11 protein-coding genes are annotated in these 14,888 nt (G+C 40.9%); 10 read left to right on the forward strand and 1 reads right to left on the reverse strand.

Features of this window, described 5'->3' with window-relative positions; genetic code table 11:
* The first annotated feature begins 161 nt into the window (after nt 1-161).
* Entirely contained in the window at nt 162-2,570 is a 2,409-nt protein-coding gene (locus tag WJP93_RS09640; RefSeq protein ID WP_337547983.1) for an EAL domain-containing protein, read from the forward strand.
* Nucleotides 2,571-2,695: 125 nt separating this feature from the next.
* Here the strand turns inward: WJP93_RS09640 and WJP93_RS09645 are convergent, their stop codons facing one another.
* Nucleotides 2,696-3,901 (reverse strand): MFS transporter, encoded by a 1,206-nt coding sequence (locus tag WJP93_RS09645; RefSeq protein WP_066558393.1) that lies wholly within the window; start codon nt 3,899-3,901, stop codon nt 2,696-2,698.
* Between the two features lie 339 nt (nt 3,902-4,240).
* Here WJP93_RS09645 and WJP93_RS09650 point away from each other — a divergent pair, with 339 nt between their 5' ends.
* From WJP93_RS09650 to WJP93_RS09690, 9 genes are all read left to right on the forward strand, one after another.
* Nucleotides 4,241-5,884 carry a peptide ABC transporter substrate-binding protein gene (locus tag WJP93_RS09650; protein WP_337547985.1) on the forward strand — a complete coding sequence of 548 codons (1,644 nt, stop codon included), beginning with the start codon at nt 4,241-4,243 and terminating at the stop codon, nt 5,882-5,884.
* Nucleotides 5,885-5,983: 99 nt separating this feature from the next.
* Nucleotides 5,984-7,972 (forward strand): S9 family peptidase, encoded by a 1,989-nt coding sequence (locus tag WJP93_RS09655; RefSeq protein WP_337547986.1) that lies wholly within the window; start codon nt 5,984-5,986, stop codon nt 7,970-7,972.
* Nucleotides 7,972-8,892, forward strand: coding sequence for an ABC transporter permease (locus tag WJP93_RS09660; protein ID WP_308731172.1), 921 nt, complete (start codon nt 7,972-7,974; stop codon nt 8,890-8,892). Before WJP93_RS09655 ends, WJP93_RS09660 begins: the two co-directional genes overlap by 1 nt.
* Before the next feature lie 28 nt (nt 8,893-8,920).
* Entirely contained in the window at nt 8,921-9,850 is a 930-nt protein-coding gene (locus WJP93_RS09665) for an ABC transporter permease (RefSeq protein WP_337547988.1), read from the forward strand.
* Between the two features lie 9 nt (nt 9,851-9,859).
* A complete protein-coding gene (locus WJP93_RS09670) occupies nt 9,860-10,894 on the forward strand; it encodes an ABC transporter ATP-binding protein (protein ID WP_337547989.1) in 1,035 nt (344 codons plus the stop codon).
* Entirely contained in the window at nt 10,878-11,885 is a 1,008-nt protein-coding gene (locus WJP93_RS09675; protein WP_337547990.1) for a dipeptide ABC transporter ATP-binding protein, read from the forward strand. The genes WJP93_RS09670 and WJP93_RS09675 overlap by 17 nt, the downstream gene beginning before the upstream one ends.
* Before the next feature lie 92 nt (nt 11,886-11,977).
* A complete protein-coding gene (locus WJP93_RS09680) occupies nt 11,978-13,381 on the forward strand; it encodes an amidohydrolase (RefSeq protein ID WP_337547991.1) in 1,404 nt (467 codons plus the stop codon).
* A gap of 80 nt (nt 13,382-13,461) precedes the next feature.
* Nucleotides 13,462-14,625, forward strand: a complete 1,164-nt coding sequence (locus WJP93_RS09685) for a hypothetical protein (RefSeq protein ID WP_337547993.1) — start codon at nt 13,462-13,464, stop codon at nt 14,623-14,625.
* Between the two features lie 17 nt (nt 14,626-14,642).
* Nucleotides 14,643-14,888, forward strand: a 246-nt coding sequence (locus tag WJP93_RS09690; RefSeq protein ID WP_337547994.1) for a flavodoxin family protein, incomplete at its 3' end; no start/stop codon positions are given.

Below are 14,888 nucleotides of genomic sequence, written 5' to 3' on the forward strand. Positions count from 1 at the left end.
TCTTGGCTTCATCCCAGGGGCAAGCCCCTGGGTTTTCGCCTAAAAATTTTATAACGAGCTTGAACAGGAAAAAAGAGTTGCATTTTGTCAAAATGCCCCTTATACTAAATATGTTCTCTTATATGCAGAACGGAATAGTTACTGACTTGGAAGGAAAAGGAATGGGACAAAATGCATCAGGAATGTATATAGTTGATGATAACTATAATATTGTTGGCTTCAATACAGTTGCCGAACACATGTATCCACGGATAAAAAAGGAAGAAAAGTGCTATAGGTGCCTAATGAATCAAGAGGTGCCATGTGCGATGTGTCCGATTTATAATAAGATAGAGGGGCCAAAAACATATATAGATCCTGTGAGTGGACATTATGAGACTGTAGATGCGGTAGATATGGATTTGCCAGATGGCACGCATGGACATGCACTTATATTTGGATTTGCCGCAGAAGATGGACAAAAGGCAGTTAATGAACCGCTTCCAGCTAATAAGGAAGGTCTGGGACTGACAAGCATAATTAATGTACTTGGAAGCGATTACAGAAGTATTTACTCAGTAGACAGAAAAACGCAGCAAGTCAGTATGTATCTGGAAAGTAAGAATGCAGATGAGATGACACGTATGAAGGATACAATTTATACATCTGCAATCAAGTCTTATGTTAAAGAAAATGTGCTACCACAGGATCAGTATAAGCTTGAGTTTGCAATGAATTTTGAATCACTTTGCGCGCATTTAAAGCGTGTGCCTCAATTTATGGTTCATTATCGCAGTGAAAAAAAAGAAACAGGAGAAATTCATTACAACTATATAAAATGTGCAAGGGTAGGATCTGCCGATTCATTTGAGACGATTGTTCTTGCATTTGCAAATGAAGATGCAGATATTAAGCGTAGCCAGCTGCAGGAGATTGTTTCACCAGGAAGCAATTTATCAAAGCGTCGCATTTTAATTGTAGAGGATGATGAATTAAATCGTGAGATTTTGAAAGACTTGCTGTGTGATCAATATGATGTGCTCTGTGCTGAGGATGGTGCAGTTGGCTTAAAGCTGTTAGAAGAACATTATGCCGAACTGTCAGTTGTGCTTCTTGATATGTTTATGCCTGTTTGTGACGGTTTTCAGTTTTTGAAAGAGGCAAAGAAAAATCCGATATTGGCATTAGTTCCGATTATTGTCATGACAGGAAGCGGAAGACAGGAAGATGAAGCAAGGTGTCTGGAGCTAGGAGCATCAGATTTTGTTCCGAAGCCATATAATCAGCGAGTTGTTAAGGCAAGAATAAATAGTGTAATTAAATTAAAGGAATCTGCTGCGGCACTTAGTGCAATTGAGTATGATGATTTAACTGGTCTGTACACAAAGTCTGCGTTTTACTACCATGCAGGTATTTTAATGAGATATAAGCCTGATCAGTCATATGCGGTTATTATGGCAGATGTAAAGAACTTTAAATTGATAAACAACATTTATGGCATACGTGTTGGTGATGATATTTTGCGATATCTTGCAAAAATAATGAGTAAAGCTTTGACAGATGGTTTAGCTGCCCGCTACAGTGACGATCAGTTTGTTATGTTTACATCTATTTCTAAAAACGATTTTGAAAAGCGTTTGGAAAATGCAGTAAAGTATATTTCAGAAAATGCACCAATTGCCAATTTGCTTGTAAAGTACGGTGTATATAAGGATGTAGATAAAAGTATCTCAATTTCAGAAATCTGTGACAGAGCAATTATGGCAATGAAGAGCATTCAATTAAATTATGAAAAGAACATTGCGTATTACGATGATCAGCTTGGTCAGCAGCATATAAGAGAAGTTATGATGGAAAATGATTTTGAAAATGCGCTGCGAAATGAAGAATTTGAAGTATGGTTTCAGCCAAAATATAATGTACAGACAGAAAAGATTGCAGGTGCAGAAGCGCTTATTCGCTGGCGCAAGCAAGATGGCAGCATGGTATCGCCGGGAGCATTTATTCCGCTTTTTGAGCGAGATGGACTTATTACAAGACTTGATGAGTATGTGTTTAAGAAGGTATGCCAGATACAAAAAGAAAGACTGACGCAGGGAAAAGCATTTTTCCCGATTTCAATAAATCTGTCGCGTGCAAGCTTGCATCATGAGGGATTAGTTGAAAATTATACACGTATTGTAAAGGAAAATAATATTCCATTTGATTGTGTTCCTATTGAGCTGACAGAGTCTGCTGCGATGTATAGTATTCAGATCAAAGCTCTTGTGGATATGCTTGTTGCTTCTGGCTTTAAGCTTCACATGGACGATTTTGGTACTGGATTTTCATCATTGACTAGCTTGAATGTTTTACCGTTTGATGTGATTAAGCTTGATAAAAGTCTGATTGACTACATTGGAAATGAAAGCGGTGATCAGATTATTCAGCATGTTATTGCATTAGCGCATGGATTAAATATGAAAGTTGTCGCAGAAGGTGTTGAAAAGAAAGAGCAGGCAGCATTTTTGCAAAATATGAATTGTGATCAGATTCAGGGATATTACTACTCAAGTCCAAAATCATATGAAGTGTTTGATAAAATGATATGATACCAGGGTCAAAAGCTCCATAGCAACGGAGCAATTCGTGGATATCAGTTGGGGGCAAAATACCTTTTGATCCAATAAAAATAAGCTGTGAAAAAATGAGAAATCATTTTTCACAGCTTATTTTTTTAAGCTTCGCCAAGATTGCGAAGTGGCTTATATTTTTTAATTAAGAAGTTTACGATCAGATAGAAGATAATCATTGATACAGGAAGAATCATAAATCCAAGATGATAGCCCATCTGATCAATGATCTTTCCAAACAGCAGATTAAAAGCAATATCAAATATTGTTGCAATACTGATAATAGTTCCTGTTGCGGTAGAGGCAATGGAAGATGGATAATACTGCTGTACAAACAAAAGAAGGGTTGGATAAAGGATAGATACAAACAGACCGGAAATACCAACTAACATAAGTGTAGGCTTTCCGCAGAAAATACCAACTGCATACAAAACAGTACCGATTCCACCAAAGATCTGAATGCTTCGTGAAGGTCCCCATTTCTGAACGAGAGGAGCCATAACAAGACGGCCGACCATCATGGTACCAGAGAACATAGATAAGTAGATGGATGCCTGATTAGAATCCATGCCAAACTGATCCTTACAATAAAGAAGAAGCCAGTTCAATACACCGTGCTCACCAATGAAATAGAAGCCAAAGACAAGAACAAGAAGCCAAAGAATAGGGCTGTTCATCTGAACCTTTGCTTTAGAAGCAGAATCAAAATCATTTTTTGCATCGGTTGTTTCGGACTTTAAAACAACAGCCTTTTTGCCAGCAAACAAAAAGAGAATAAGACCGATCAGGCCAAGACTAAACAGTAAAAGGTTCGTCTTTTGCCACCAGGGAAAGCCAGTCGCAACCTGTCCTAGAATCATCTGGCTGCCTGTTGTTCCAATACCCTGAACAAAAAACAGTGTATTGACAATAAGACCAGGAGCGGCGAAGTACATAGGAACAAAAAGATTAATCATTGTGTTCATTAATGTGGATGCACCCATAGTAAAGAGCATGGTGATAAGCAATACATAGTAGTTATCTGTTGTCACATAGACAAGCAGTGCAGCCATCCAGATAAGTAAAATGCCCATCATAACTTTTTTCTTTTCGAAGCGGTCAGCAAGACGTGTACCAGCCCAAAGGAAAATCAAATTTCCGGCATAGCTCATGACAATAATCATTGAAATCTGCACGGATGAAAGAGTAAAGTGATCTTTAAAAATAGGTGAGAATACACCACGCAGGGCATCATTTGCACCGAGACCGGCCATGACAATGCCGAAGGACAGATACATTAGAATCAGTCCAATTTTCTTTTTATCTTTCATGAAAAACTCCATTCCGCCGCAAAACGGCCAATTCTTTAAGGCACGGATTGAAACGCAAAAAATGCGTCCATTCAGAGCACTGAGAGCAATTATATCATGAAATTTTCGGTCGGGCAATAAAATAAAAAAGGTTTTTTCAAAAATTGACAAAAAAATTTTAAGATTTATTAAGATTTAGCTTGACAAGAGAGCATTTGAGAACTAGAATAGCTACAGTCGTTCTTGTATAAAACACGCATATATACATACTCAATGTATAGCAGCATGGAGAAATCTGTAGAAATGAAAATCTTCAGACAGAAAATGCACGAGAGCAGGAACGCAGAAAGAGGTAGGATTATGAAGAAAACATATGCAAAGTTAATGGCAGCAGCTCTGGCAGTAACATCCATTTTGCCAGCAGTACCGACAGCAGCAGATGAAACCGCTGAAAGCACACTGAATGTTGCAGTGGGTGCTCAGTTTACCACATTTGACCCAGCATTAAATACTGAGACTGCAAACAACTATGTATTGGATCATCTGTATGCTGGAATGTTCCGCAAGGATGCAGATGGAAATGTTCAGAATGAACTGTGCGAAAGCTATGAGGTTTCAGATGATGGTTTGACATATACCTTCCACATTTCACCAGATGCAAAGTGGAGTGATGGACAGCAGGTTATGGCAAATGATTTCGTATACTCCTATCTGCGAGCTCTTTCTTATGGTGCAGACAATGCTTGGGCAATCAATGATTTCGTAAACTTCATTGAGGGTGCAGAGGAGTACAGCACCGCTGCTCAGGAAGAGGGTGAGTCTTTCGACTGTACAACAGCTGATCACAGCTCAGTTGGAATTGAAGCAACAGATGATCAGACACTTGTGTTAAAGTTAAAGACACCATGTGCATATCTGACTGGTTTGATGTGCGCGAACGTATGGTTGCCGGTTCGTGAGGATTTTGCCGTACAGCATGATTCTTTGTGGGCCTTTGAGGGAGGTTATCCAACAACAGGACCGTATACACTGTCAGAGTGCAACGAGACTGAGAAGGCTGTTGTTGACAAGAATGAAAATTATTTAAATGCAGATGATGTGACAATGGATGAGATCACCTTCCTTTGCATGGCAGATAAGGATGCACAGGCACTTGCTTATCAGACTGGTGAGATTGATGTAGCTCTTGGAATTTCCACTGATACTGCATTAAATTATGAGGGAACAGATGAACTGTGGATGGTACCGAAGTCTTCAAACTACTATCTTGCAATCAACTCAGCAGAGACTGGTCCTGAATGGGCAAAGAATGTAGATGTGCGCCGTGCACTAGCGCTTGCAATTGACAAGGAATCTCTGGTAGATGTTCTTGGCGGTGACAGCTTCTATCCAGTATTAAATGGATTCGTTCCAGAGGGCGTTGCAGGTGACACTGATACCTTCCGTGCAGAGGGTGATGCAGACGGCTACACATTGACATATGATCCAGATCAGGCAAAGGAGCTTCTTGCAGGAGCTGGCTATGATGAGAGCAATCCGCTTCATATTACTTATAAGTATTCAAACAATGGAATCCACGGTGATGTGGCAACTATGTTGCAGCAGATGTGGGAGGCTGTTGGCGTAGAAGTTGATTTTGAGTGTGTTGAGTCAGGTGTTTACTATGATCAGCTTGATCAGGGTGATTTTGAGATCTGCCGTTATGGATACTCCGCAGAGGACAGCCCGATTCAGTTTTTGGAGATGTGGACAACTGGTATGCAGGTAGTTCCGGCAGTTAATGATGAGAAGTTTGATCAGATGATCGAAGATGCGCGTCAGATTTCAGATCGTTCTGAATATATGAAGGCACTTCATGAGGCAGAGGATTATCTTGTTGAAGAGAATGTATATGTCATTCCACTGTTCAACTTTAATGATCCGGCATTGGTTCAGACATACGTAGAAGGTCAGACCATGAATGGAATTTATCCATATTTTGCGTATACAACAGTTACAGAATAATGTAGCTTAGAAACGTGAAAACTCCAGTGAAGGGGGATGAACGCAAGGGCGCCATCCCCCTTTGCATATGAAAAATATTAAGAGAAAAGAAGGAAAAAAATGAATCAATTAAAACCTATTTTAATAGAAGATTTTAATGAAATAAAAAGTCCATCCAGTTTAAAGTATAGCCCTGATGAGAAGACACTTGCATTTACGATTGTACAGCCAGATAAAGAAAATAATAAGTATAGTAAAAATCTTTGGATCATGGAAGAAAATAAGGAAGCAGTTCAGCTGACATCATCTGGCAAAGATGGTGATTTTATCTGGGAAGATGAGCAGACAATTTTATTTGTATCAGAGCGCAGCGAAAAAAAGGATGATTTGGAAGAGAAAACGACGTTTTACCGCATCAATATTCATGGCGGAGAGGCAAAGCAGGCGTTTTCTGTTTCAAGGTCTGTATCCTTTTTTAAGAAGCTTTCAGATGGCTTGTATTGTATGGGAATAGAAGAAAATAGAAATTCACTTCCACTAGACGCTGATGAAAAGCTAAGAAAAGAAGAAAAAGATTATCATGTAATTGATGAAGTTCCTGTATGGGGCAATGGACGTGGCTTTATCTCTGGTGTGCGCACCTGTCTTTATCTATATGAGGAAAAAACAGGTACATTAAAAAAGCTGACAGCAAAAAATTTTGACACGGCTTCTGTCTGTGTGTCAAATGAAGCACTTTTGATTCTTGGCAAAGAGTGGGAAAATTTGATTGATCAGACAGATTCAGTGCTCCTTTATGACATAAAAGAAAAGAAGCTTACAACACTTGTGGAGCAGAAAAATCTGATGATATCAAGAGCTGTTTTTGCAGATGGAAAGATTGTGATTACGGCAACTGATGGAAAGCCATATGGAGAAGGTCAATATCATGATATTTATGAGTATGATGAAATGCTGAAAAAGCCTGTAAAGAAGGTACAGGTGGACTGTCTGCTTGGTGTAGACATTATGACAGACTGCCAGTATAGTCATGGTGAGAGTCTTGTTGTGGCAAAGGATGGTACAATCTATGCAATTGCACAGCATGGATATAAGGATGGCATTGTTTCTTATAAGAGAGATGCAGCTGGTTCATATGAAGAAAACGAAGCATGTGCATGGGATGGTCTTGTCTGTGAGATAGCATCAGGAAAAGGAAAGCTTTCGTTTGCTGCTATGAAGGCAAATGGCTTCTGCGAGATTTATGAGTATAAAGATGGTACTGTGACAAAGAAAACATCATTTAATGACACATATATAGAGTCTCACTTCATTTCAAAGGCAAAACATATGCCGTTTGTAGATAAGGATGGTGTGACAATTGATGGATGGGTACTTGAGCCAAAGGATTACGATCCGTCAAAGAGTTATCCGGGAGTGTTAGAGATTCACGGTGGCCCAAGATGCACATATGGAGAAGTATTTTTCCATGAGATGCAGGTGTGGGCATCAAAGGGCTGGTTTGTCTTTTTCTGTAATCCGAGAGGATCCGAAGGGTACGGCGAAGCGTTTGCTGATTTAAGAGGCAAATATGGAACAATTGATTATGAGGATCTGATGGAATTTACTGATCATGTACTGGCTGCATATCCACAGATAGATATTGCAAAAATTGGCGCAGCAGGAGGCTCCTACGGCGGATTTATGTGTAACTGGATTGAAGGTCACACAGATCGTTTTGCAGCGATTGCGTCTCAGCGCTCTGTATCAAACTGGGTATCTGATTTTGGATGCAGTGAAATTGGCGTAACATTTGATCAGAATGAGATTTTGGCAACACCGTGGAATGGTATGGAAAAAATGTGGGATTGTTCACCGCTTAAATATGCCTGCAATGCAAAGACACCAATTTTGTTTATTCATTCAATGAATGATTACAACTGTACGCTGGATCAGGGCATTCAGATGTTTACAGCTGTTAAATTTTATGGTGTGCCGGCGAGAATGTGTCTGTTTGAAGGCGAGAATCATGGACTTTCCAGAAATGGAAAACCGCTTCACAGAATGCGCCGTTTAAAAGAAATGACAGATTGGTTTGAAAAATATCTGACAAAAGAAAGGAAAAACTGATGGCAAAATATTTTGGAAAACGACTGGTAATCGGTTTAATCACACTATTTGCCCTTGCGACAATCACATTTTTTCTGATGCATGCCATTCCAGGTTCTCCATTTGCCGGAGAAACGAGCAAGCTTCCGGCAAATGTAAAGGAAAAGTTAGTTGAGCAGTATGGTCTTGATAAGCCTGTTACAGAGCAGTATGTACGCTATCTGCAAAATGCAGTAAAGGGTGATTTTGGAACATCATTAAACAGAAAAGGAAAGGCTGTATCTGACATTATTATGGCAGGTATTCCATACACAGCAAGTCTTGGTCTGGCTGCTTTTTGCATTGCACTCGCTATTGGAATTTTACTAGGAACAATTTCCGCTTTTTCAAAGCATCAGTGGGTAAATAATACAGTTGCTTTTATAGCAACAATTGGTGTCAGTGTGCCAAGCTTTTTGCTGGCGCTGCTTATGATGATTCTTTTTGGAGTGGTGCTTCATTGTCTTCCAATCGTAGGTTTGGGCACATGGCGTCATTATATTATGCCGGCAACGGCACTGGCACTTTCTCCGATTGCGATGATTTCTCGTCTTACAAAAACGAGTTTGACTGAGGTTATGAAGCAGGATTACATGGTGCTTGCAAAAAGTAAGGGAACAGGACAGGTTATGGTTATCATTCGCCACGCGCTTAAAAATGCTCTTGTTCCAGTTGTCACATATGCCGGTCCGCTTCTTGCAACACTTTTAACTGGTTCATTTGTTGTAGAAACATTGTTTTCTGTTCCTGGAATCGGTGCAGAATTTGTAACAAGCGTAAGCAACCGTGATTACACAATGATTATGGCATTGACAATTTTCTATGGCGCATTTATCATTATCTGTAATATCGTTACCGACTTGATTACTGCGCTTATGGACCCGAGAATCCGCTTGAAGTAAGTTTACAGAAGGGAGAATTGAATTACTTATGGAAAAAATATTCTGTCAGGATATTGAAGATTCTGAGTTTGCGCGTCTTGATGATAGTGAAAAAGACTCCGAATTTGTGGCAGTGGAGAGCAAAACTTATTTTCAGGATGCCTGGGGTCGCTTTAAGAAAAATAAGCTGGCGTTAGTCAGCCTTGTTTTTATGGCAGTAGTCATTTTGTTTGCCATTTTTGCACCAATGTTTTCGCCATATACATATGATGGTCAGGATTTGACTTGCAGAAATGCACTTCCAAATGCGGCACACTGGTTTGGAACTGATAAATTTGGCCGCGATATTTTTGTACGTATTATGTACGGTGCAAGAATTTCATTGTCAGTTGGTTTTGCAGCGGCATTATTAAATCTTGTGATTGGTGTTGCTTATGGTGCCATTTGTGGTTATTTTGGCGGCAAGGTCGATATGATATTGATGCGTCTTGTTGATATTATTTATTCTGTTCCGACGCTTTTATATGTTATTTTAATTATGCTGATTTTTGGTTCTAATATATTCTCCATGCTGCTTGCTATTGGAATAAGCAGCTGGGTTGGTATGGCGCGTCTTGTAAGAGGACAGATTTTGACATTGAAGGAGCAGGAGTACGCATTGGCTGCTTATGTAATCGGTGCAAGCAAGAAGCGTATTATGTTTAAGCATCTGATTGTAAATTGTATGGGACCGATTATTGTCAATACGACACTGATGGTGCCAAATGCTATTTTCACGGAAGCATTCCTTGCATTTGTCGGTATTGGAATCAGCATTCCGCAGGCAAGCTGGGGAACAATGGCAAATGATGCGCGTTCTCTGATTCAGAGTCAGCCTATTCAGATCATCTGGCCAGTTCTTGCAATTTGTTTGACAATGCTTAGTCTGAATTTTATCGGCGATGGTTTAAGCGAAGCGCTTGATCCCAAGAAGAAGTAAGGGGGAATCATGGAAGAGAAGAAAACAATATTGGATGTAAAACATCTTAGGGTAGATTTTACTACTGATCAAGGAACAGTGCAGGCTGTTCGTGATGTAAGCTTTTCTGTAAAAGAGGGCGAGATTCTAGGCATTGTCGGTGAGTCAGGATCAGGAAAATCAGTTACGATGTATTCAGTTATGGGCCTTCTGGCACAAAATGGCTCTATAAATGAAGGCGAAATTGTGTTTAATGGTGAGTCAATTGCAAGAAAGGATTTTCCTGATAATCGTTCCTATGAGAAAAAAATGCGTGAGATTCGTGGAAATACAATGGCAATGATTTTTCAGGATCCTATGACATTTTTAAATCCAGTGTTAACTATTGGAAAGCAGATTCGTGAGACTCTTTTGAATCACAATCCGAAAATGACAAAGAAAGAAGCAAATGAACGTGCAATTGAGCTGATGCGTCAGGTCGGTATTCCAGCGCCAGAAAAGCGTATCAATCAGTATCCGTTTGAATTTTCGGGCGGTATGAGACAACGTATCGTGATTGCAATTGCACTGGCAAATAAGCCAAAGCTTATTATTGCCGATGAGCCAACGACTGCGCTTGATGTTACGATTCAGGCACAGGTGCTTGAACTGATTCAGGAAATGAGCAGACAGACAGGAGCAGCTGTCATCATGATCACCCATGATCTTGGTGTCGTTGCCAGCCTTTGTGACCGCATAAATATCATGTATGGCGGACGACTGGCAGAGACAGGAACTGATCGTGAGATTTTTTACGAGCCGAATCATCCATACACCAAGGGATTGTTAAATTGTATCAATAATCCAGAGGATGATGACAAGGAGCTTACGCCAATTCCAGGTTCACCGCCGGATTTATTAAAGCCGCCGGCAGGATGCCCGTTTGTGGATCGCTGCAGTGAGGCTATGAAGATTTGCAAGACAAAAATGCCAGTGGAGACAATTTTTAGTGATACACATAGAAGTGCCTGCTGGTTAAATGAAAAAAAGAACAGGGAGGAGGCACAGCATGGAAATACAAAATGAGATAAAAAATAATGCAGATGATATGCGTGATGTGATCGTCTCTGTTGAGCATTTAAAGACATATTTTAATGCAGGAAAAACCTGGGGCAAAAAGCAGGTTGTAAAGGCTGTTGATGATGTGTCATTTCAGATTCATAAAGGTGAGACATATGGTCTTGTAGGTGAATCAGGCTGTGGAAAGTCTACTCTTGGAAGAACTATTGTAAAAATTAATGAACCGACAGATGGAAAAATTCTTGTAAATGGAGAAGATATCACACATCTTTCTGGACAGAAGCTAAAGAAATTTAGAAAGAATATTCAGCTGATTTTTCAGGATCCGTATGCATCATTAAATCCGCGAATGACAGTAGGTGAGATAATTCGTGAGCCTATGGTAATTCATCATATTTACCAGACGAGAAAAGAACAGGATGATCGTGTGGCGGAGCTCTTAAAGATTGTTGGTTTAAAACCAGATCATGTGCGCCGTTATCCTCATGAATTTTCAGGTGGACAGCGACAGCGTATTTCAATAGCAAGAACCTTGGCACTTAATCCAGAGTTTATCGTCTGTGATGAGCCGATTTCTGCACTTGATGTTTCTATTCAGGCGCAGATCATCAATCTGTTAAAGAATATCCAAAAAGAGCTTGGCATTGCGTATCTTTTTATTGCGCATGATTTAAGCATGGTAAAGCATATCTCAGATCGCATTGGCGTTATGTATCTTGGTCATCTTGTTGAAGAGGGCGACAGTAAGGAATTATATGCAAATCCAATGCATCCATATACAAAAGCATTGTTAAGCGCTGTTCCTATTCCAGACCCGCTTGTTGGAAAATCAAGAAAGCGTATTATGCTTGAAGGAGAACTGCCAAGCCCTATTAATCCGCCAAGCGGCTGTCCATTTCGCACGCGCTGTCCGTATGCGAATGAGAAGTGTGCAAATGAGATGCCGAAGATGAAGGAGATTAATGGACGCAAAGTGGCATGCCACATGGTGGGATAATTGCGTAAGCTTTTGTGAAACAAAGCAATCTGGCATCAAAGGGGTCAAAACACCTTTTGCTACCAACATCATTATATATAAGGAGTAAGAATATGCAGATTCCATATGAAGAAGAGCTGTGTGCGCTTGCGGATGCGGTATGGGAGACTCCGGAACCAGGTTTTCGCGAGTATAAAAGCAGCGCAGCACATGTTGAATTTTTAAAGAAGCATGGTTTTGAAGTAAAGACAGATGTTGCAAAGACTGGAACTGGCTATGAAGCAAGCTGGGGAAGCGGCCATCCAGTAATTGCCTTTTTAGGAGAATTTGATGCACTTTATGGCATGAACCAGAAGGCAGACTGCCCGTCATATCATCCAGAAGATCCAGACGGTATGGGACAAGGCTGCGGTCATCATATGCTTGGTGTGGGTGCAATTGCAGCAGGAATGGCTTACCGTGAAATGTTAAAGGCAAACGGCGGCAGCGGAACAGTAAAGATTTTTGGCTGCCCAGGTGAAGAGAGCGGTTCGGGAAAGGCTTATATGGCGCGTGACGGTGTGTTTGATGACTGTGATATCGCATTGACATGGCATCCGGCTAATTTCCACATGGTATGCACTGGAAGCAGCCAGAGCTGCATTCAGGCATGTTTCCGTTTTCATGGCGTATCTTCTCATGCAGCAGGTGCACCACATCTTGGAAGAAGTGCACTCGATGCAGTCGAGCTGATGGATGTGGGTGTAAACTATATGCGTGAGCATATGGAGGACAGTGACCGCGTTCACTATGCAATTACTAATACTGGAGGAAAGTCTCCGAATGTCGTACAGGCAGAGGCAGAGGTGCGTTATCTTATTCGTTCTGCAACAAATCCAAAGTGTAAGAAGCTTTATGAGCGTGTGGTTCGTATAGCACAGGGCGCAGCACTGATGACTGATACAAAACTTGAAGTGTTGTTTGACGAGGGCTTAAGCAATACTGTTCCAAACTTTGCACTTGAGGATGTTATTGCAAAGGCATTTCAGACTGTTGGAGTTCCAACTTATACAGCAGAGGAGCGTGCATATGCAAAGCAGTTTAAGGACAGCTTTTCAGTTGAGGATCAGCTGAGTGATATTCCATTTGGAATTGCTGATATTATGAAGCTTCGCGAAAATATTAAAAATTCCGAGATCTGTGATTATGTGGTTGAAACCATCCATACCGATCATTGTGAGATGGGAAGTACCGATGTAGGTGATGTCAGCTGGGTTATTCCAACGGCTACAGTCAATACAGCATGCTATAGCTATGGTGCAGGTGCGCACAGCTGGCAGTGGACAGCACAGGGTAAGTCAGCTATTGCTCACAAGGGAATGATTTTTGCTGCAAAAGTTATGGCAGAAAGTGCTAAGACACTTTTAGAGCATCCAGAAGAGATTAAAAAGGCGTGGGATGAGTTTGATAAACGTCTTGACGGTGAAAAGTATGAGTGTTTGATTCCGAAGGAAATTGAACCACATGTAATAGAGTAAAAAGTAGATAAGATAATTAATTGACGGGAGCGTCAGGAAGGGCTAAAATAGATTAAAATCAATTTTGGGAGGTGATTTCCATGAGTGAGAAAATCCATTTTGAGCCGACCTGGGAGCTCCCTAATCCTTTTTATAAGGCAGACGGAAGCATTATGAGTACCAAGGCGGAGTGGGAAGAAAAGCGAAAGGCGTATCTAGAACTGTTAAGTGAAATGTACTATGGCAAAATGCCGGGACGTCCACAGACATTAACAGTAAGTGAGTTGTCAAATGAAACAATATGTCAAAATACTGTCTGTCATAAAGTAGTTCGTCTTTGCGCGCAGGGTGAGAAAGCACCTGTTTTCTTTAATGTACACGTGTATCGTCCAGTGATGCCTTGTGAGGAAAAATTAATTCCTGTTGTAATTCCAGCAGCAGACACACTGCCAGGGGAGATTATAAGCATGGCAGCTGAACAGGGCTTTGAAATTTGCAGCTTTGAAATTGCTGAGGCAGCACCGGATGACAAAGAAAAAATCTGGGAAGGTGGCTGTGCAAAGGCGTACCCAGGTTACACATGGCGGGCACTTGCAATGTGGGCATGGCTGCAAAGCCGTGTTATTGATTGGCTCGAAACGCAGAAAGATATAGATGTGACAAAAACAGTTGTGACTGGTCACTCGCGTATGGGAAAGGCAGCACTTTGCTGCGGGATTTATGATGAGCGTGCAGCAGTTGTAGCACCGGCAGGCTCTGGCTGCGGCGGTATGGCAAGTATGCGTTTAAGCGGCTGTCGTCTTGGAGAAAATATTGGTCTTTCAGAGCGTATTGGTGTTATGTTAAATAAAGAGCGTTTTCCATACTGGCTGATGGAAAATGTGGCAGACTATGGTACACCAGATGGAAAGAATCGTTTTCGCGAAAATGAAATTCCATTTGACGCGAATATCCTCGGTGCGTGTGTTGCGCCGAGACGGCTGATTCTTGTAGAAGGTCTTGATGATGACTGGATCAATCCATTTGGCACACAGGTTTCGTGGCTTGCAGCATCTGAAGTATTCGAATTTCTTGGTGTCAAGGAACATAGCGCAATTCATTACCGTGAGGGCGGTCATGCTTACACCAAGCAGGACTGGAGTGTTGTGCTTGATTTTACAAAGGTACAGCTTTGCGGCAAGGAAAAGACGACTGGCTATAAGTCAATGAGAGAAAATGAGAATAAGGCAGGATATTCATGGAGATGTCCGAAGACAAATGACTGATAGGAGATTTAGAAAATATGAAGGTTTTATTATTAAATGGAAGTTCCAATTTAAAGGGATGTACGTACACGGCACTTGAAGAAATTGCAAAGACTTTGCAGGAAGAGGGCATTGATACTGAAATTTTCCAGATTGGTGCAGAACCGCTTCGTGACTGTATTGGCTGCGGTGGCTGTAGCAAGGGAAATGGCTGTGTATTTCGTGATGACTGCGTAAATGAATTTGTAGAAAAGGCAAAAGAAGCAGATGGCTTTGTATTTGGC

This window comes from Anthropogastromicrobium sp. (assembly GCF_037349415.1).
GTDB lineage: Bacteria > Bacillota > Clostridia > Lachnospirales > Lachnospiraceae > Anthropogastromicrobium > Anthropogastromicrobium aceti.

Excerpts from the sequence above, each read along its gene's own strand:
- WJP93_RS09640 (WP_337547983.1), top strand. The coding sequence starts at position 162 with ATGGGACAAAATGCATCAGGAATGTATATAGTTGATGATAACTATAAT.
- WJP93_RS09645 (WP_066558393.1), bottom strand. The coding sequence starts at position 3,901 with ATGAAAGATAAAAAGAAAATTGGACTGATTCTAATGTATCTGTCCTTC.
- WJP93_RS09650 (WP_337547985.1), top strand. The coding sequence starts at position 4,241 with ATGAAGAAAACATATGCAAAGTTAATGGCAGCAGCTCTGGCAGTAACA.
- WJP93_RS09655 (WP_337547986.1), top strand. The coding sequence starts at position 5,984 with ATGAATCAATTAAAACCTATTTTAATAGAAGATTTTAATGAAATAAAA.
- WJP93_RS09660 (WP_308731172.1), top strand. The coding sequence starts at position 7,972 with ATGGCAAAATATTTTGGAAAACGACTGGTAATCGGTTTAATCACACTA.
- WJP93_RS09665 (WP_337547988.1), top strand. The coding sequence starts at position 8,921 with ATGGAAAAAATATTCTGTCAGGATATTGAAGATTCTGAGTTTGCGCGT.
- WJP93_RS09670 (WP_337547989.1), top strand. The coding sequence starts at position 9,860 with ATGGAAGAGAAGAAAACAATATTGGATGTAAAACATCTTAGGGTAGAT.
- WJP93_RS09675 (WP_337547990.1), top strand. The coding sequence starts at position 10,878 with ATGGAAATACAAAATGAGATAAAAAATAATGCAGATGATATGCGTGAT.
- WJP93_RS09680 (WP_337547991.1), top strand. The coding sequence starts at position 11,978 with ATGCAGATTCCATATGAAGAAGAGCTGTGTGCGCTTGCGGATGCGGTA.
- WJP93_RS09685 (WP_337547993.1), top strand. The coding sequence starts at position 13,462 with ATGAGTGAGAAAATCCATTTTGAGCCGACCTGGGAGCTCCCTAATCCT.